Annotated in this window: 18 protein-coding genes; 12 read left to right on the top strand and 6 right to left on the bottom strand. The window is 45.8% G+C overall.

Translation table 11 applies throughout. The features are described 5' to 3' along the window. The first annotated feature begins 38 nt into the window (after positions 1–38). The 9 genes from AYJ58_RS06025 (at position 39) to AYJ58_RS06070 (ending at position 9,314) form a co-directional block, all read left to right on the top strand. Positions 39–1,676: an alkaline phosphatase gene (locus AYJ58_RS06025; RefSeq protein WP_106649393.1), complete on the top strand. Its 1,638-nt coding sequence runs from the start codon at positions 39–41 to the stop codon at positions 1,674–1,676. 193 nt (positions 1,677–1,869) lie between these two features. Further along, a complete protein-coding gene (locus AYJ58_RS06030) occupies positions 1,870–2,598 on the top strand; it encodes a hypothetical protein (protein ID WP_106649394.1) in 729 nt (242 codons plus the stop codon). 252 nt (positions 2,599–2,850) lie between these two features. Beyond that, a complete protein-coding gene (locus AYJ58_RS06035) occupies positions 2,851–3,693 on the top strand; it encodes an AraC family transcriptional regulator (protein ID WP_106649395.1) in 843 nt (280 codons plus the stop codon). A gap of 136 nt (positions 3,694–3,829) precedes the next feature. Further along, the gene (locus AYJ58_RS06040; protein WP_106649396.1) at positions 3,830–4,537 is read left to right on the top strand and encodes a LysE family transporter; all 708 of its coding nucleotides are present in this window, start codon (positions 3,830–3,832) and stop codon (positions 4,535–4,537) included. Positions 4,538–4,635: 98 nt separating this feature from the next. Beyond that, the gene (locus tag AYJ58_RS06045) at positions 4,636–5,466 is read left to right on the top strand and encodes a hypothetical protein (protein WP_106649397.1); all 831 of its coding nucleotides are present in this window, start codon (positions 4,636–4,638) and stop codon (positions 5,464–5,466) included. Between the two features lie 656 nt (positions 5,467–6,122). Beyond that, positions 6,123–6,986, top strand: coding sequence for a tyrosine-type recombinase/integrase (locus AYJ58_RS06050; RefSeq protein ID WP_106649398.1), 864 nt, complete (start codon positions 6,123–6,125; stop codon positions 6,984–6,986). Continuing rightward, entirely contained in the window at positions 6,965–8,083 is a 1,119-nt protein-coding gene (locus AYJ58_RS06055) for an IS91 family transposase (protein ID WP_106649399.1), read from the top strand. Before AYJ58_RS06050 ends, AYJ58_RS06055 begins: the two co-directional genes overlap by 22 nt. A 352-nt stretch (positions 8,084–8,435) precedes the next feature. Continuing rightward, positions 8,436–8,750 (top strand): SMI1/KNR4 family protein, encoded by a 315-nt coding sequence (locus tag AYJ58_RS06065; RefSeq protein ID WP_232790868.1) that lies wholly within the window; start codon positions 8,436–8,438, stop codon positions 8,748–8,750. Positions 8,751–8,933: 183 nt separating this feature from the next. Then, positions 8,934–9,314, top strand: coding sequence for a hypothetical protein (locus tag AYJ58_RS06070; RefSeq protein WP_106649400.1), 381 nt, complete (start codon positions 8,934–8,936; stop codon positions 9,312–9,314). A gap of 51 nt (positions 9,315–9,365) precedes the next feature. Here AYJ58_RS06070 and AYJ58_RS06075 read toward each other — a convergent pair whose 3' ends face one another. The 4 genes from AYJ58_RS06075 to AYJ58_RS06095 all read right to left on the bottom strand — a co-directional run bounded on the left by AYJ58_RS06075 (position 9,366) and on the right by AYJ58_RS06095 (position 15,045). Continuing rightward, complete coding sequence (locus AYJ58_RS06075; RefSeq protein ID WP_106651753.1) at positions 9,366–10,487, bottom strand: ISAs1-like element ISSod22 family transposase; 1,122 nt, start codon at positions 10,485–10,487, stop codon at positions 9,366–9,368. 324 nt (positions 10,488–10,811) lie between these two features. Beyond that, positions 10,812–11,897: an IS91 family transposase gene (locus AYJ58_RS06080; protein ID WP_106649401.1), complete on the bottom strand. Its 1,086-nt coding sequence runs from the start codon at positions 11,895–11,897 to the stop codon at positions 10,812–10,814. After that, positions 11,894–12,784, bottom strand: a complete 891-nt coding sequence (locus tag AYJ58_RS06085) for a tyrosine-type recombinase/integrase (RefSeq protein ID WP_106649402.1) — start codon at positions 12,782–12,784, stop codon at positions 11,894–11,896. The genes AYJ58_RS06080 and AYJ58_RS06085 overlap by 4 nt, the downstream gene beginning before the upstream one ends. A gap of 320 nt (positions 12,785–13,104) precedes the next feature. Continuing rightward, on the bottom strand, positions 13,105–15,045 hold the full coding sequence (locus AYJ58_RS06095) for a putative bifunctional diguanylate cyclase/phosphodiesterase (RefSeq protein WP_106649403.1): 1,941 nt from the start codon (positions 15,043–15,045) through the stop codon (positions 13,105–13,107). A gap of 224 nt (positions 15,046–15,269) precedes the next feature. On the opposite strand from AYJ58_RS06095, the gene AYJ58_RS06100 reads away from it, so the two are divergent. Then, positions 15,270–16,031: a phosphatase PAP2 family protein gene (locus tag AYJ58_RS06100; RefSeq protein WP_106649404.1), complete on the top strand. Its 762-nt coding sequence runs from the start codon at positions 15,270–15,272 to the stop codon at positions 16,029–16,031. A 62-nt stretch (positions 16,032–16,093) separates the two neighbouring features. Here the strand turns inward: AYJ58_RS06100 and AYJ58_RS06105 are convergent, their stop codons facing one another. Beyond that, positions 16,094–16,642, bottom strand: coding sequence for a DUF2799 domain-containing protein (locus AYJ58_RS06105; RefSeq protein ID WP_106649405.1), 549 nt, complete (start codon positions 16,640–16,642; stop codon positions 16,094–16,096). Between the two features lie 179 nt (positions 16,643–16,821). On the opposite strand from AYJ58_RS06105, the gene AYJ58_RS06110 reads away from it, so the two are divergent. Continuing rightward, a complete protein-coding gene (locus AYJ58_RS06110; RefSeq protein WP_106649406.1) occupies positions 16,822–17,139 on the top strand; it encodes a hypothetical protein in 318 nt (105 codons plus the stop codon). A 333-nt stretch (positions 17,140–17,472) separates the two neighbouring features. Next, positions 17,473–18,333 carry a PA4780 family RIO1-like protein kinase gene (locus AYJ58_RS06115; RefSeq protein WP_106649407.1) on the top strand — a complete coding sequence of 287 codons (861 nt, stop codon included), beginning with the start codon at positions 17,473–17,475 and terminating at the stop codon, positions 18,331–18,333. Positions 18,334–18,849: 516 nt separating this feature from the next. Here AYJ58_RS06115 and AYJ58_RS06120 read toward each other — a convergent pair. Then, positions 18,850–19,083 (bottom strand): transposase, encoded by a 234-nt coding sequence (locus tag AYJ58_RS06120; protein ID WP_106649408.1) that lies wholly within the window; start codon positions 19,081–19,083, stop codon positions 18,850–18,852. Positions 19,084–19,479 lie beyond the last annotated feature (396 nt).

Below are 19,479 nucleotides of genomic sequence, written 5' to 3' on the forward strand. Positions count from 1 at the left end.
CCGAATTAGTTACTGAGTCCTCACTTTTGGAGCAAAAAATGAATAAGAAATTAATAGTTGTCGCGATTTCAGCCATGCTGGGTTTAGCCGCATGCGGTAGTGATGGCGATAACGGTACGGCAGGAACGCCGGGTAGCAATGGAACAAATGGGTCGAACGGTAGCAACGGTAAAGACTGGACGGCTGTAAATCAGTGGTATGTCGATGCACAAGCTCGCGTGACCAAAGCTGAAGGTTTAACCGTGAACAATGATGTGGGCGCCGCTAAAAACGTGATCCTGTTTGTGGGTGACGGTATGGGCGTATCGACCATTACTGCCGCACGGATTTTAGAAGGCCAGCTCAAAGGCAAAACGGGTGAAGAAAACTCGTTATCTTTCGAAACTCTGCCGTATGTGGGTCTTTCTAAAACCTATAACGTCGACGGCCAAACGCCGGATTCTGCAGGCACTATGTCGGCGATGATGACAGGTGTCAAAACCGACGTGGGCGTGATTTCACAGGCCGAAGGCGTAGTACGTGCTAACTGTGCTTCGACTAAAGATCAAAATCTGGTGACGTCACTCGAGCTTGCCGCAATGGCGGGAATGGCAACGGGTGTGGTGACAACGACTCGTTTAACCCATGCAACACCTGCGGCGGCCTATGCCCATGCGCCAGAACGTGATTGGGAGGCCGATTCAAACTTGCCAGCTGAAGCTGTGACTAATGGCTGTAAAGATATCGCCGCGCAAATGCTCGACTTTAACTACGGCAGCGGTCTTAACGTGATGATGGGTGGCGGTCGCCGTAGCTTTATTCCTAAGACGACCATTGATCCAGAAGGTAAAGCCGGTAAGCGTAACGATGGCCGCGACCTCACAACCGAGTGGATGAGCAAATACACTAACGCCGCTTACGTGCAAGACAGAGACGGTTTCCTCGGTGTGGATGCGACAAGCACAGATCATTTGCTTGGTCTATTCAACTCATCGCACATGGAATACGACTACGACCGCACCGAAGCGGGCGTGACTGGCGAGCCATCACTGGCGGAAATGACCGCTAAGTCGATTGATATTCTGAAGAAAAACTCAAAAGGCTTCGTGCTGATTGTTGAAGCTGGCCGCATCGACCACGCTCACCATGCGGGTAACGCGGCGCGTGCGCTGTATGACACAGTGGCATTGTCTGAAGCGGTACGCGTGGCGATGGAAAAAACCTCGGCAAACGATACCTTGTTAATGGTTACCGCGGATCACAGCCATGTGTTCACCATTGCAGGTTATCCAACCCGTGGTAACCCTATCCTAGGTTTAGTGAAGTCAAACGACGCCAATGGCGTTGCTGAAGTGACTAACTCTACCGATGCTAACGGTTTGCCATATACCACAGTCGGTTACGCTAACGGCATGGGCTATGCGTCATTAGCAACAGGTGGCGATGAGCGTTACAACTTCCCAGTGGATGCAGGGCGTAAGGACTTGAACTTTGTTGATACCCAAAGTGCAGGATTCCACCAAGAAGCCCTAGTGCCATTAAGCGATGAAACCCATGCTGGGGAAGACGTGGCGATTTTCGCCCGCGGCCCAAGTTCGGATCTTATCCAAGGTACGGTTGAGCAGAACCACATTTTCCACGTGATGAACCGCGCGGCAAATTTAGTGGCTAAAGCTGAAGCGGCTACGGTTAAGTAAGCTCTGCTTAGTCTCTGCATAAGTGAAGTAAGAAATAGTGCAGTAAGACATAGTGCAGTAGCAGTAATAGTTAAGTAAAAGCAGCGCTGATGGATGGCATACGTCATCCATCGGCCTTTAGCCTAACGATTTAACATACCAAAGCGTTTACAAAAGCTTAAGTGTTTACCCTGTTCAGTAAGTGAGAAGTCTAATGAAAAACCGTCTATTGGCTCTAATGTTATCCAGCTTAGTTCTGCCAAATGTTGCTATGGCAGCGCAAGAGGCTCAGTGTCCAACGCTACAAGCCGAGCATTTAAAGGCTCAATATCAAGTGACCAATGGCAAGGGCCAGCAATGGCAAATGACCCTCATCCGTAATGGACAAGACTTTATTATTCAGCGTGATGGTTCAACATTTGAACAATGGTCGAGCAATGGCGAGTACGTGCGTTATTTCCCCGCTGAAAAACGTTCTGTGACTTACCGCAAAGGTGATTTGCGCGCACTCAACATTCAACACGATCGCGACCAGTTGTACCATGTCGTATCGCCAGCATTGCCGACCCACATGACCAAGACACAAGCTAAGCAAGAGGCGTGTTTTACGACTCAAGGCTTTGAAGGTAAGGTTAACGGCTTGGAGAGTGAGCTGGTATGGATTGATGCCATCGGCCTGCCCGCTGAGTTTATCTTAGGTCAATCTCAACCGAATCTAGCCTACAAGCTGGTGGGCGTTGAGCCATTTGCTAGCGATGCTTTTGTGGTATTAACTCAAGATTATCAAGATATTGATTTTGCCGATGTCGGCGACAGTGAGTCCGATCCTTTTATCGCTAAGATGATCAACCAAGGCTTTATCGAGCATGGCAGTAGCGGTTTTTACAACAGTGAAGGCCAAGCGATTGAAGCCCAAGGCGGACACGGCAGTCATTCGCATTAATCGATTTAATCGATATTAAGTGTAAGTGATACTGACGAGCCTAGCGCTTAACTTAAGCATTACCTTATTTATAAGCGTCCACAGAGTTGGGCGTTTTTGTTTTTTTCAGCGCGAATCTATGCGCACATTCCATCAAACCATATGGCTGCAATAATTTACTATTCCCGCGCTGACAATGAAGGCTAGAATGAACTTCAGTGGATTTGAGTTTCCCCAGTTTTTATGCTGATTTATAGGTAATAGCCGCGAGCGATGAGCACAGCAACACCGATTGAAAACATTAACTATTGGCGTCATCCCAGCTTATCAGGCATAGAACTGAGTCAGGCGGAATTCACGCATTTCAGCTTTGATAAACATGTGCATCTGGACTACCACTTAGGTGTGGTCACCCAAGGTGCGCAGCAGTTTGTGAATAAGGGCAGTCGTTACCAACTCGGTCAGCACAGTCTATCGACCTTAAATCCCGACGAAACCCACGATGGCCAGAGCCGCGATGCCGACGGTTATCGGGTGAAAGTCATGTCTATCCCCGTTGAATATATGAATGAAGTCAGCCAAGAACTGGGGTTAAAGGAGCACTTTTTCAGCGCGCCTATGGTGGATGACCCAACGCTTTATCAATATTTTATTCAGCTACACGAGCTATTGATCCAAGGCCAATGCAGTGCGCTCGCGGGCGAGTCCCACTTACTGAACTTTATTCATCTGCTGCTGGAGCGTTACCCAAGCGGCGTTTCATCTGGCATATCTAAACCGAATCAACAGCTGGGGTTATCTAAGTTACAGGTAAGCTTAGTCAAGCAGCGAATTCACGATGAACCTTGGCATAATACTCAACTTGAAACCTTAGCCAATGAAGTGAACTTAAGTAAGTTTCAGTTTTTACGGCAATTTAAACAGGCAACAGGGATGACACCCCATGCGTATCTCAAGCGGGTGCGTTTAGAGTTGGCGAAAAAGTCCTTAAGTCATGGTGCTTTAGTGGCGGATGTGGCGCAGCAATTCGGATTTTTCGACCAGAGCCATTTAAATAAAGCCTTTAAGCAGGCATTCCTATTATCGCCGGTGCAATTTCAGCGGCGCATGCTCTAGTTTTTCCGTCTTTCGACGACTGCCGATTCGAATAAAACAGAATCGTGCAATTTATTACAATTCAGCCCGGCGACAAATGGCCATACTGGCAGCCTCAGTTATCGTTTTTTACTTTTTCTTGCGGAGCCGCATCTCTATGGATTTATCTTTATTACTCACCTTGGCCGTGATCCACACGGTTGCCTTGATCAGCCCCGGACCCGATTTCGCTATTATGGTAAAGATTGCCACTCAGCAACCTAGAGGCACGGCAATTGCCGCCGCCGTGGGGATTTCAATGGCCATTTTAGCCCACACGATTTTGAGCCTAACTGGCGTGAGTCTACTCATTAAGAGTTCACACACTCTGTATTTATTGGTGCAAATCGTGGGCGCGTCTTACCTCGCTTGGATGGGGTTTGGTGCCCTGCGTGCCGGTCTTGCGATACTCGCTAAACGTAAAGCGAGTGCCAGTACAAATGCTGGGACAAAGGTTGATGCTCTTTCTGCTGACGTTGAAGGCGCGGCGTCTATTGCTGGTGGCTTAGGTGGACCTATGTCGCGCAGGCAAGGCTTTTTGACTGGGCTTTATACCAATCTATTGAATCCCAAAGCATTGGTGTTTTTCTTAACCCTGTTTTCGGCCTTGATTACTCCAAGCGTTACCACAAGCACTAAAATCGCTGCCGCTATCTTGTTGTTATCGCTGTCGCTAGCATGGTTTGGCTTTGTGGCTGTGATGTTATCTAAGGCGCAGGTGCAACTTAAATTGCAGCGACTGACACCGATTATCGATGCAATTATTGGTGTTATCTTTATGTCGGTCGCGCTGGCGATTTACGCTAACCTGTTGCTGACGGTTTAGTCAGGCATTGCGTCAATCAGCTTAGGTTTTTGTCCTGTGTACTTATGTTATTCTTCGCTTTGGGTCTCAGCAGAGACGTTTGGATATAAGGGATAAAGATGTCACTCGCCTCACCATTAAAGGCAATAAAAACCGCTATTTTCGGCCAAGCTAAATTGATGCAAATCCTATGTTATGCCGCTTTGATATTCGGTGCTATGGGGTTAACTAGCGCAGTGAATGCGGCCGACGAGGCATTACCAAAGGAATATATTCCTCTGGTGCAAGGGCTTATCGATGCGGCCAAAGCGAATGATCCAGAAGCCATTGCTAAGCGAGTGGCTTACCCACTTAAACGTGAATATCCGATCCCAGCGATTCAAAATACTCAGGAAATGGTTGCACGTTTCAACCAAGTCTTCGATCCACAGCTGCTTGAGCAGATTGCTCATTCTAAGGTTGAAGCCGATTGGCAGACTATGGGGTGGCGCGGCATTATGCTCGGCAGCGGTGTGGTGTGGCTGGATTTTGACGGCAAGATTATTGGCATTAACGCTCAAACACCCGCAGAGGCAACGTTGAAGGCAGAGCTTATTGCTAAGCAACAAACTGGATTACATACGAGCGTGAGTGAGTTCGTGAGCCCTGAATTAACTTGGGAAACCGCTAAGTTTACTATTCGTGTCGATAATATGGGCAACAACCAATATCGTTATGCCGCTTGGGCAAAGGGTAAGTCATTGAGCGAAAAGCCAGATCTAGTGCTGAACAAGGGGAAACTCGTATTCGACGGTAGCGGTGGGAATCATTCATTCCAATTTCGCAGCGGCCCATACCAGTATCACTGTTATGTCACCGTCTTAGGCAGCAGTGATAGCCCTCCAGGTGAGCTAGTTGTGTATAAAAATGACCAAGAAATACTAAAACAAGCCGTCATTAAAGCAGACTAGTCTCGTTTCCCTATCCCTATGAGTGAGATGTAAAGCAGCGACCATATGTTGATGGTCGCTGCTTTAGTCATCTATGTTTTAGAAAGTCACTGGTGCAACAATGCTAATCTTAGGTAAGTTCTCAATATATAAATCCGTCCTAAAAAGTTAATGCTCCAAACTAGTTAACAAGTTAACAAGTTAACTTGTTAACAAGTTAACTTGTTAACGGTGGAGCGGTAACGAACAGACTTTCTGGCCTAGAAATTTTCATCGTTACACCCCGTGTGATCTAATTCACTACTACTCATCAAAAATCAGGATAAGTATACAGTTGTATTTAAATCATAAGGATTTTGAACGATATTCATCCAGCACTCGTGCGCGTTTTCTCATTTTTTAATAAATAACATTAAAATTAGTTACTTATACTTTTAATTAAGTTGATAATAGGTTTGGAAAACACGCATGTGCGTTTTTCCTGATGGTGTATTTAATGGAAAGCTGATAAGTTCTTTGCAATACAAATAGTTAACAATGCGCGCTTTTACTGGTCTGACAAGGTAAATGCGCATGCGTACTAATAAAATGTTGAACTAAGCCGCTGCGCGGAGCTTAAAGCGAACCACTGTTCCACACTTACTCCTAGGGATAATCCCTCACCTAGGAGGTCTACCATGTCATCACTTCTGCAACAATTCCATGATGAGATTAGTTTACGTGGTTACTCGGCCCGCACGCGTAACGCTTATTTGTATGCCATCACCCAACTGCAGCACTATGCAAACCAACCGCTCGATAACATTACGGATGAGCTGCTTACGGCTTATTTCCGTTACTTAAATCTTGAGCGACATCATTCCAGAGCCACCTTAAAGTTACAGCTTAATGGCATTCATTTTTTCTATGAACATGTCCTAAAGCGTGACTTTACGATTCAGCTGAGTTTACCGAAACGTCCACACAAGCTGCCGCAATTGCTTAGCTGCCAAGATATCGCGGCATTGCTGTGTCACTGTCAAAACCTGAAACAACGCGCCATGTTGGCGCTGTGTTATGGTTGTGGTTTGCGTGTCAGTGAGTTAACCCATATTAAGGTTGCTGATATCGATGGGCAGCGGCAGTTGCTCAAAGTGTGTCAAGGCAAGGGTGCCTGCGACCGCTGGGTGATACTCTCACCGACTTTACTCACCCTGTTGCGTCAGTATTGGCAAGCGTATCATCCCGTCGAATGGTTGTTTGCCTCGACCTATCATGATGTGGTTTATCCGCTGCATGAGTCGACCTTTCGTAAAGCGTTAGCGAAGGCGGCCCGCTTAGCGAGTATCACTAAGCCATGCAGTCCACACAGCCTAAGGCATGCTTATGCAACCCATCAATTACAAGCGGGTATGCCACTTCATCAATTACAGGCCCAACTTGGTCATCACAGTATAAAGTCTACCGAGCGCTACTTGCATTGGTCGCCGGAATTAGGTCATCAAGGCTGTGACTTGCTAGCAAGTCTTGGGGGGATGCCATGGCAACCTTCTACCATTTAAGCGATATCCTTCATCAGCACTTAGCCCACTACCAACAGCAGCATAAACTGACCGAACAGCAAGCCTTAGTCTGCCAGCATATTCAGCAGTGTCGCACGCAAACCTTAGGCATACAGCACTGGCGTTGTGATACTTGCCAGTATGAGCAGCAGGTGTTTTGCTCCTGTGGTGACCGGCATTGCCCTCGTTGTCAGGGAAGGCAGACGCAAGCGTGGATTGCTACGCAGCAGGCGCAAGTCTTGCCTTGTCGCTATTTCCATTTGGTCTTTACCTTACCCCACGAGTTGAACATCTTGGCGCACTACGCTGCCAAGCCGTTATACAGCGCCCTGTTTGAGTCTGTGTGGCAGACGCTTGCGCAGTTTGGTATGAAGCGAAAACACCTTCAGGGTCAATTGGGTTGCACTATGGTGCTGCACACGTGGGGGCAAACCTTGAGTCAGCATATTCACTTGCATTGCTTAATCCCGGGTGGGGTGCTGACGTCAGCGGGAGATTGGCATAGCGTGAAAACGGATTATCTGTTTCCGGTGAAAGCCTTGTCCACCGTGTATCGGGCCAAGTTATTACGGGTGCTTCGACAACATGAGCTGGCTATCCCTGCGGCTGACACCTTAATGGCAAAACCGTGGTGTGTTTACAGCAAAGCGTGTCTGAGCTGCGCCGAAACCGTGGTGGAATACCTCGGGCGTTATACCCGTAAAGGCATGCTGCATGAATCAAGAATTGCCGACGTCACCGCAGAGCATGTCAGTTTTTACTACAAGGACTATCGTGACGGTCAGCAGCATAAGCAAATGCGGCTAAGCTGTGATGAGTTTATTCGCCGTTACTTATTGCATGTGTTGCCCAAAGGGCTGATGCGAGTGAGGCATTTTGGTTTTCTTGCCAATGCTTGCCGCCGCAAAAAGCTCGCGCTTATCCAGCGGCAACTACGTAAGCCGCAGGTGGTATTGGCGAGTCCTTTGATTAAGGAGGACTGTTGGTGGTCATGTCCGCAATGCCAGTTAGGTCATTTGCAGTTTATTGGGCTGATAAGACCGCAGGGATTGGTGATGATTAACAACCAAAGTCAGCCAGTACGTCTGTCAGGATAACCCCTCCCCCAAGACGTAGCGTAACCGACAGCGAAAAGCAGCCAGCCTTATGGGATTAAGCCGATGAGGGGATAGGGTGTGAGTGTCAGCCTGAGTCTGGGGCCAAAATGCTGTCAACCAAGGTCAAAAATCAGTCGAAAGTGAGCGTAAAAGAATGAGAAAGCTAAAACGATATCAAGTGATTACCCATCAAACTGTATAAAAAACCGCTACCGCAAAAAAGCAAATTCCTATAGCATTATTCATACCCATTTACACGGATGTGGCAGCGGCCAAGTCCAACAAGCGATTTATGCCCTGCAAACAGCGCAGCGCATAAATACTAAGACGTTAGGCATGCAAGGAGTCACGGTTGAATATAGAGTTTCTTTCAAAAGTCGAAGCGTTAAATGATGAGTATTGCTCAATCGAAATAGATACTTGTCTAGAAAGTATTGCTTTGCCATTTTGGTCACTTGAAGAAATTGAATCAGGTCTTAACCTACGAGAAGAGTGGGAAGTTCCTGATAACTTGGTTCCGTTCCAAGGTGATTGGCATGAACTTCTATGCCTTGATGCTGATACCGGAAAAGTCATCTACATAAATGATGATCGCGAAGTAGTATTTAGTTGGCCCAATACAGAAGAATTCTTGGCTTCTTTATCTAAAGAAGAGGTCAGTATATGATACTGAGCCAGAAATAATTAGTGCTTGGATAGATCCAGACCTTTTGGCTAAAGCAAATGATTTTAAGAATAAGCTGTAAATGCCTAACAAGTTAAATCATCGGAAAATCCCTCTCAGGCCAAACAACGGCCTATACGCTCAGACTTTCCGCTGTTTAAATCGTTATGTTCTCAGGGAGAGGTTGTGAATTTGGAGCGCTTTTTACGAGCCGTGTTTATTGCTATAGCAATATGTTTTGTTCCAATTATGCTGTTTTACTGGAGTAATGAATCTGATTTAATAACAATGGATTTTAAATACTTCTATGAATCAATACGTTTTGTTTTAGTGTTCTATTTTATATTATCAATTATTGGATGGATGTTAATTGGCTTTCCTGTGCATTGGGTGGCAGTAAAGTTCTTTAATCAGAGCAAATGGTGTTATTTTTTAGGGATTCTAGCTTTCGGCATTCTGATTTCACTACCTTCTATGAAAATTGAATTGTTTTTGTTATATGCAGGTATTTCGGGATTACAAGCAATCTTATTTTTGTGGTGGTTAGCAAGAGAACATAACAAATAAGGATAGGCCGCGCGTAGCCGCGACCTTATCCCAGGGCAACCGCATGAGTGTTTAAAATTCGTCCAGCTGCAACCCTGCTAATAGAACCGATTCTAAATATTCAGGTTTCATCCAAGCTCTTTTCTGTTTCGCTGGAATGCTTCCTTTAGAAGGTTCAGCCCTAAGCATATTCAGTGATATTTGCCTAAGCATGGCCCAATTTTCTGCCCCATGATGTTGGTAAATCTGGCAACTATCTTCTTTCATTGAGACATCTAGCACCCAGTGTAAGCTGTTCTCAATCCCCCAATGGCCACGAACTGAATTGGCTAACTGCTGCTCATCGAGTGTGGCTGAACTGATATAGTAACGGTAGGTCAGTTCTGCCTCTTTCCCTTTCGTATACCGATAACTCAAACACATACCTAATGTGTTCAATTTCATCCACTTAGGAAAATAATCTTGGAGCTGGTTTGCAGGTATTACATAGTAGGCTCTTGCCTCGATACGGCCTCTATTTTTTTCAATAACGAGTCCATCAAGAGGATTACTGCGCGCTTCACTGAAAGCACTGACCACGGCCTCATGCAAGGAACTTTGATTTGCCTTTACAGCAAGTAAGTAGTCACCTCCTTGCTCGACTATCTGTCTTGCAATCTCTGTCTGGCAACCCATGGCGTCGATTGATACAAGTGCTCCTTCTATATCTAACAACTGCAGCAGCGCTGGGATTGCGGTTATCTCATTGGATTTATTTGCCGTTTTTACTTGCCCCAGCACCACTTTATTGGCACAGGCAAACGCATTGACCATATGAATGGTTGAGCGCCGATCTTCACGATTGTATGAGGCACGAAGCGTTTTACCATCGATAGCAATAAGATGACCATCACTCATCTCATGGACGGCTCGCATCCAATTGGCGAAGCACAGTCGGAACTGTTCCGGCTCGATACGAGAGATAATACGTGCAATGGTATCATCGACTGGGACACCTTCAGTCAGAATTCCCTTTTCTTTAAACCAGTTATGATGTCCGGCAGCATAGTCATGGATTTCTGACCAGCCTTCGGCACCAGCAATCACACCACACAGAGTAACGAACAATACATCATGCAATGGGTAAGTCACTTTGGCAGATTGTCGGCTGTCAGCAATCGAGTTGAAATGAGACGTGAAGGCTTCAAGGTACATGCTCTGATGTTCTCTATAAGAAAAAGAGAGCATAAGATCATAATCGATACCGTTCGTCAAATTGGGTTCAAAACGGTTAAAATACATTCACGATCTCACCCTGGACCTTATCCCAAGTGTTGAACAAGCCCGATGCTGGTTGTTGACACTTTATTATGCAAATAGCAGATTGAGAATTTGTACTGGCGAAGGTCTTATTTTCAAAGAGACTTTTATGCAGACATGACCCGCCCTTAGCGAACGAGCTAATATTTTTATCACTTGTTCATCAAGCCGTTATCGAGTCCTCATTCTGTTTGGTTAACCCGTTATCCTTATGTCGCCTTAGGCGGTGATATTAGCGCTTGTCGGTCGATGACGCACATGAACGCCCATAAAATGCATAGCTTGATGGCAACAAGGGCAATAGCGCACGGCTAAGGTACGTTTGACCTCAGATAACATGGGGAACACTGCACCTGCGACAGCCAATATCAGTTGGATTTGTTGCCGTAGCTTTTTGGCATTGCCTTGCAGTAAGCCATAGTCTCGTACTCGCCGTAATCCTTTAGGTAACACATGTTGTAATATCAACCACAAAAATTCGACCGCGGGCAAGCTGCGTACTTGTTGGCAGCGAGTCTGACTGTCTTGATAGGTAAAACTCACCTGATTATCGACATGACGACAAATACTGCTGTCGGGTAAAACGCCCCGATAAAGGTAGCGCGACAGATATTGCAGTGCAGGAGCACCTTTACCGACAAACTGACAATCGACCACCCATTTCGACTGGGATTGATGTGGCAGTTTAAGCTGAAGCGTGTCACTCAGATAAGCCAGTAAACGTGCTCGCCACACCTTGGCAAGATTAAAGGCGTTAAATAAGTAATGGGTTTTACACTTACGCCATTGCCGCTTGCCTGAGTGGTAGCTCCCTGCGGGGATAATGAAGTGCAGATGTGGATGGTAGTCTCTGCGCCGACTGTGAGTATGCAGTACGCCAGTGAAGCCGATGTCACCACCCAATTTAGGGGAGCGTGCGGCAAAGTCTTTGAGTACACTCGCTGCCACGGTAAACATGGCGTGATAGAACGGCTCGGGTTGCGACTTCGCTATGGCTCTTAATTCAAACGGCAAGGTAAAGGTCACCATAAAATAATTCACCGGCAATAACTTGGCTTGTTGTTTACTCAGCCAGTCACATGTTGTGCCATGTTGACACTGTGGGCAACTGCGATGACCGCAAGAGAGCGGAAACTCAAGCTGTTGCTCGCAGGTTTGACAACCCCAGCAGCTAACCCTCGCCGTGTTGCAACGACAGCTGAGCATGGCATGGATAGCAGCATGTATTTCTGGGGTGATTTGATGGGCATAGCGCCGCCGAAAATCCGCCAGATGTTGGCGTAAAATATCGATAAACTGGCTCATAACCCACACTCCCACCTCAAGGCTAAGCCGTTGGTTAGTTGGTTAATCGCCTCACAGGTATTTTTACGGGTGATATCAGTGAGCCGCGTGTAACGGGCGGTGGTATTCAGGCTGTGATGGCCGAGCAGTGTTTGCACCGAGCGCAAATCGAGTCCTTGCTCCAGTAAATGGGTGGCATAACTGTGGCGTAGACTGTGCGGACTGATGGCTTTATGAATGTTGCACTCTAAAATGACTTGCTTCATGGCTTTTTGGAGCCCGCCTCTGTCCATGAGTGAATCAGGTTGATTATCTTTACCCGGAAATAGCCAACGAGGATGACGGTGGGTGCGCCAATAATAGCGTAAGGCTAACAAGGTGCGTTGAGGTAAAGGTACCAGTCTATCCTTACCACCTTTAGCATCACGGATATGCACCTGCATGAGTCCTGCATCAATATCCCCAACCTGCAATGAAATCGCTTCACCAAGGCGCAATCCCATGCTGTACAGGGTTAAGAAACAGACTTGATAACGCAGCTGGCGTGTGAGGCTGATAACAATCGCGACCTCGCAGGGCGTCAGGATATCGGGCAAGTGTTGCACCTGTGGCGGTTTAACAATATTAAGCCACTGCCAAGATTTGTTGAGGACATGAAAGTAGAAAAACTGCAAGCCGTTGCGGTCGAGTTTGACTGTGCTCCAAGAGTGTGAGGCAATCAAATCGGCAAAATAGTGCTTCAAATCATCGGTCGTCAGGGTATCGGGGCAGCAGTCAAAATATGCCGCAATACGGCGTATGGCTCGGCTGTAAGCATCAATGGTTGCAGGCCGCTTGCCTTGCAAGGTTAAGTTGGTAAGATGTTGTTCATAAAGTAAATCAAAGCGTTGTTGTTCGTGAATGTCCATGATGATACTCCTAGGTGTGCGACCGAAGCAGGGCGCGTCTAGCAAGTATTTAGGATGAGAGGGAAAAGGATGGCTTTATCTTGTTCCTGCCGCAAAGCGGCTTCGTTCAACAAGTTGCTTAAACGGACGTAAAACAGTTGTGTTGCGTTTGTAAGGTGTTAACCCATAGAAATTTTAATCCGAACTCCACGAATTAGAGTAAAAAAACTAGCTCACTTTTGTCCAAATGTGAGTTATAACAGTCTGTGGAAATGACAATTCACGTAGCATTATTCAGTCGGTTTTAAATCGCGAAATAAAAAAGAGTATTAAGGATGAACTTAATGCTCTTTTTTATGGATAAATGCCTGCTCAAACTCGTGTGCTGTGATGGGTTTACCGTAGAGGTAGCCTTGGCCTAAGTCGCATTCCTCGTGACGAATAAAGGCGTCTTGTTCTAGGGTTTCCACGCCTTCGGCGATCACGGCTAAGTTCAGTTTCTTGCCTATGGCTATAATCGCTTTAGTGAGTTCCCTATCTTGTTCGTTTTCTTCTAGTTTACTGATAAAGCAGCGATCGATTTTTAAGGTATCGAAAGAATATTTTTGTAGGTAACTTAGGGATGAATAGCCTGTACCAAAGTCATCTAGCGAGATGCGGATCCCGAGTTCCTGCAGCTTTTGGATGGCGTTGTGGGCGATATGCTCGTCCTGCATCAACATGCCTTCGGTGATTTCAAGCTCTAGGGCGGTCGGTGGCAATTGATAGAGGGTGAGTAAGTCAGCTATGTGCTCGCTAAAACGGGGATTGCGCATTTGCAAAGGGGAGATGTTGATGGCGATTTTAAACTCCTGGTCTAGCTCGCGACACCATTTAGCCGCCTGAGCTAGGGCGGTATGCAATACAAAATTGCCAATATCAATAATCTGGCCATTACGTTCAGCCAAGGCGATAAATCTGTCTGGGGCGACATTACCAAGGATCGGATTGTACCAGCGCAGCAGGGCTTCGGCACCTATCACTTTTTGAGTTTTTAAGTTTATAAAGGGTTGGTAATGAAGGCTTAACTCGTTTTTGTTCAATGCATCGACTAAGTGAGATTCCAGTTGATAGCGTAGGTTTAAAGCCGCTTGAGTATCTTGATTAAAGAAGCTGTGAGTTGAGCCATCGGCTTTGCTTATCGTCATCGCCGCCCCCGCTTTTTGCAGCAGAATGGCGGCATCTATGCCATCGATGGGCGCTTGAGCTATACCCATGCTCGATGGAATAGTGATCACAAAATCCGCCACGCCAAAGGGGGTATTACAGCAGTTAAGTACTTTATTGATGAGTCTATTGGTTTCGTTATTCGAAGGTTTATGGGCTTGAATAATCACAAATTCGGCACCGGCAATACGAGCGATGAAGGTGTTTTCATCGGCATAGTGTTGTAAACGGTGGCTGAGAATAGTGAGAATTTTATCGCCAATCAAATAGCCATAACTGTCGTTGATGGATTTGAAATTACGTAGCCCCAGATAGAGTACTGAAATCTTTTCCTTGCGATCCACTTCTTCTAGCATGGTCGAAAGGCTATTAATCAAATTGATACGATTGGGTAATCCCGTCAGTGGATCATAGCTTTTGTGGTATTCCAGTGAGGTTTCGGTGGAGGTCCGATTTTCGATTTCTTTGATGAGCTTGCTACTGAGTTCGGCGAGTTCATGGGTGCGCTGTTGCACTTTTTGCTCTAACTCTTGATTGTGCAGTTGCAGCTTAGCCTGCTGATAGAGGGTGACTAGGTTGGCTTCGATACCATTTTGAAAACGAGCGAGTAAGCTGCGAAACGGTTGGCTGTAATTATGCTCTTTGTTATCGAGCATGCAGATAGTGCCAAAGGCGCTGTTATCGGGCCAACGTAAAGGCAAGCCACAGTAGGCAATCATGCCGAGTTTAATATCCGGATTTTTATCCCAGTTTTTATCTTTTAGGGCATTAGGAATGTGGAGTTCCTTGCCTGCTTTAATCACAGTCTCGCAGTAAAGTCCGTGGCCTAAACTGTCTTTGTCGTGTTTTTTATAGGGATTCCCTTGAGTACGGCTCGAGGTAAACACTTCTATATCGGTTTGATGGACACGCATGATCAATGCGGCAGGAGTGTCGACCAATTCAGAGAGCAAATCTAAGGTTTGTTGCCAGTTATCAACCATGACTTGGGGAACCACGATTTTGTCTGTGTCGATAGCAATGTCGGCGAATAAACGATCTTTTTGAGACTGATTAATGGCGAAATTGTATGGCATGAATGCTCAGTCCTAGAGGCGCGATATTATTTATAAACTATAGTCTTTTTACTCATGTTGTGAGTTTTTTGCAGAAATTTACTTGTATTGAGATGTAAGTTTTTTGTTAGCAATCGTACGATTGTGTTTCTTAAGTTTTAGATAAGAATTCAGCGCTACGCTAACAAAAGATATTCTAGTCAGTGGATTTATGCGTGGGTAACTATTTGAAAGATAATGTTAGGATGACATTTATCGATTTTGCCAAAGGGCATCTAATCGCGCCACTATTAGTGTTTGCGGCGATCATCATTGGGCTTGAATGGACTCATGCTGATATGAAAGTGGCGACCTTGTTATTTCATTGGCAGGGTGGCGTTGACTCTTGGCCATTAAGAGGCCATTGGCTGACCGAAAATGTATTGCACGTTGCTGGGCATAACTTTGTTATCTTGCTGGCGGTGAGCGTTGTAGTCGGCATTGCCTTTAGTTTTCGAAGTGACAGGGTTAAGCCGTACCGCAAAGGATTGATTTATCTATTTTGTAGCGTATTGGCCAGTGTGTTGCTGGTACGCATTGGCAAGAGCGTTACTCACATGACTTGCCCCTGGGATGTGATTGAGTTTGGCGGCCGTATGCTGCATTCATCCCTGTTTGCCCGTTTACCTGAAGGCGCTGAATTTGGCCAATGTTTCCCTGGCGGCCATGCCAGCGGCGGGTTTGCTTGGGTTGCCTTGTATTACGTGCTGCGTGAGTATCGTCCGCATCTAGCTAAGTTTGGTTTGATTTTCGGGGTGAGTTTAGGCCTAGTGTTTGGTATCGGCCAAGAGTTACGCGGTGCCCATTTTTTGAGCCATGATTTATGGAGTTTAGCTATTGCATGGACGTCGGCGAGTCTACTTTACTATGGTTTTTTCCTGCGTCCATCAGGGTTAAAAAAAGCTAAATTGGCCGATGTTAGCCAAAGGGTAAACGTTAAATCCACTGCAGGATTGCCGCAAAAATAGCGGACTGTGAAACTGACTAACCTAAACACTGAGTCCAATTGGGCCCAGTGTTTTTTTATGGCTTAGAATCTTAATTCGAAGCGCATATCGGGTCTGCGTAGGCGAGATCTTTCATCTAACAGTTGGTTCTTCTCATTGAGTAGGCTGTTTTTCTGTTTCAATAAGTCGGCCTTATCGGTGAGATTATTGATCTTGCCATCAAGACTGCTTATCTCTCTATCGATGGCATTTAAGCGATCGGCTATTTCAGCTAAGCGTTTGTTAGTTAGATATTGTTGATGGCCCTGATTATAACGTTCAACGAAGGCGTTATTGCTGCAAACCCCATAGTAGCTTTCTCCCGCTAAGCCAACGCGATAGCCATTTTCGGGAAGACAGTAACTGGCTAACCCTTGCTGGTATCCTTGTTTCCACTGTGCGGTATCGACGCTGAGATTAAATTCTCGGCAATCTTTTTGATATTGATTCAATTGCCCTGCGCTCGTCCCACGGTTGCCATCGGCCAGTCCTAGGGCAAACCAATCACTATTGGCGCATTCTTCAATCGATAAGCTGCTGCATTGAGTGAGCGATAGGACCGAAAGGGCGAGGAAAAGGCTTGGATAATGCATGGACAAGTTCTCTATATGTTGTGGCGTTTAGGATAAAGGCTCTTCTGGGGGAGATCTAGCTTTATATACCGCCATTTATACTGTCATAGATGCGTTTTATTGGGCTGAATCCATCACAATTTAGCGGATAAATGCATGATAACAGGCTGATATTGTGTTAGTTTGCGATTAACACTTTAATGTCTGCTTTGGGGTTAGCTATGATTTCACCCGTTTCATCAGCGCATTCTGCTTCATTACCGACGGCCAAATCGGTTCATCAACCCAATGAGATGGCTCAGCCAAGTGGACTGAAATCCTTTACCTATGGCGCTTTAGGACTGGCGGCTCCCAAAGCTGAGCCTAGTTCCGATGTTGCTGCGATGAGCAAAACTGAGGCGCCTACTCCCGATACAGCCCCTAATGACGCGAATGATTCGAACGACACGTATTACAGCGCTGGCCAAATATTGAAAGCCGCAGCGACTGTGGGAAGTGTGATTGCCTTATTTGTGTGAGTTAAGTTTTTACGTAAACCTAGCTCGGATATCTATTTGAGCGGTCTTGAATTTGAATGTTCGCAGCGATCGAGGCTGTGGTTTTACCTCTTGCTTTATACAGGTTGGCGGAAAAGAATATTCTTTTAGTTTAAGCTTCATTTTCAGTCTCTTTCTTTGCCAAAGTCCTCAGTAAATCTGGTATTGTGTTTAACACGCAAGTGCATTAGTTTTTACTTAAAATTCGTTTAATAATCCTGAACTATATTCATCAACCTTCCGCTGGAGACCGCTTTTGTATGAAGATTTGCCCGCAGTATTCCATATCATGCCTAAGTAAGGTATAAGGGCGCTATGAAAACTCCGAAACGAATCCAACCCCTGGTTGATGAAGGACTGGTCGATGAGGTCATTAGCCAGTTAATGAGCGGTAAAGAAGCGACTGTGTACGTTGTACGCAGTGGTGATGATATCCGCTGTGCCAAAGTCTATAAAGAAGCGGACAAGCGCAGTTTTAAGCAAGCTGTGTTGTATCAAGAAGGCCGAAAAGTCCGCAATAGCCGTCGTGCGCGTGCGATGGAAAAAGGGTCTAAATTTGGCCGCGATCAGCAGGAAGAAGCTTGGCAAAATGCCGAAGTTGAAGCACTTTATCGTTTAGCAAATGCAGGTGTGCGCGTACCAACACCCTATGGTTGTTTCGATGGCGTGTTGCTGATGGAGTTAGTGACGGATGCTGATGGACATGTGGCGCCGAGATTAAACGATGTCAGTATGTCGGCCGAAAAAGCCCTGAAAGATCATGCGTTGGTGATGACCTATGTCAAACGTATGCTTTGTGCTGGGTTAGTGCACGGTGACTTGTCTGAGTTTAACGTGCTAGTCGATAGCGAAGGGCCTGTGATTATTGACTTGCCTCAAGCTGTCGATGCCGCTGCGAATAACCATGCCAAATGGATGTTAGCGCGTGATGTGAATAACATGACCCAATACTATGGCTTGTATGCTCCTGAGCTGTTAAAAACACAATATGCCAAAGAGATTTGGGCCCTGTTTGAAGCGGGTGAGTTAAAACCTGAAACACCATTAACTGGTGAGTTTACCGAAGTATTGGTCGAAGCCGATGTCAGTGCCGTGTTAGAGGAAATTCAAGCGGCCTTTGAAGAGGCGCAAGAGCGTAAACAAAGGATCCAAGAGGCAAACGAAGAAGACTATTAATCGTCAGTCATTGTTTTCGCCCATAAAAAAGACGCTCAAAGTAGCGTCTTTTTTATGCTAAAAATTAAGTGTCACTATTATTTTTATTGTTGATTTTATTATTGTTATTTAATTTTTGGCGTTAGCCAATCCTTGGCTTAATCCCCAATAGAAGCTGGGGCCATCCTTGTTGCTACAAACAAGCTAGCAATCATAGAACTGTGAATAAAATGACAAGACCAGAGAGAGAAATATGTTCATGACTTGGGGGAGCACAATTCACATATTTGATCTTGGGGGAGATAACTCCCTCCCTAGTCTTGCCGAAACTTTTGCATTGTCCCTATCCGTTTGTTGCTGTTAATACTATTTCCCAATCTTCGCTGGGTTCATCAATTTGGACGACAAGGCCGGACTAAAAAGGGCGCTGTTATTATTGTTGTTAGCACATCTTTTACATCGTTAGCGTTATCAGCAGGGCGATATGCAATCTCGTCCGGCCTTGTCTATTCGGGCACGTTTAGCTTGTTGTACAGGCTAACCTATCGTGCGTAGCTCTTGATTGAGCTGTTTAATTTTTTTCTGTAGCTGGGCAATCTCACTCATTAATGCGCATTCTCTTTGCTGGGGTTGCAGATCGCTTTCTCGCACCCATTGGTAGACTGCCTTGGCAGATAAACCGTATTGACGTGCAACATCCGACAGTAAGCGACCTTGTACTTTAACCTCGGTGATAACATGTAGCTTGAGACTATTTTCTGCGATTCCCATGAGCGTACCCTCTTTTACTGCCTTCTAACCAAAATATGACCGTTTGCGTTGCCTTTTATTGATGATAGTGACGCTGTTCTAAATCCCACTGACTCAGGCCTAGGTGGCGCAGACAGATCCATTCGTGGCGACATAGTGCGATAAAGTTCATGACTGTTTTCATACTTCCTCCTTCATGACCCTAAATACTCGAGTGCATTTTCTGTCTCGATAGGTCCATTTAATTTGGATTAATCCTGTTGAAGTCGACTGGAGTTTTTAGCGATTTCTACCGCGTCTGACTGTCTACTCACTTAGTAGTATGTAAAATTCGTGCCAATATTCTAATTTTTATTTTATTCATTAAAATCATTGTGTTGTATATTCGATTAAAACAGTGTGATTTTTTAGTGCTGC

Source organism: Shewanella sp. Pdp11 (genome assembly GCF_002838165.1).
Classification (GTDB): Bacteria; Pseudomonadota; Gammaproteobacteria; order Enterobacterales; family Shewanellaceae; genus Shewanella; species Shewanella hafniensis.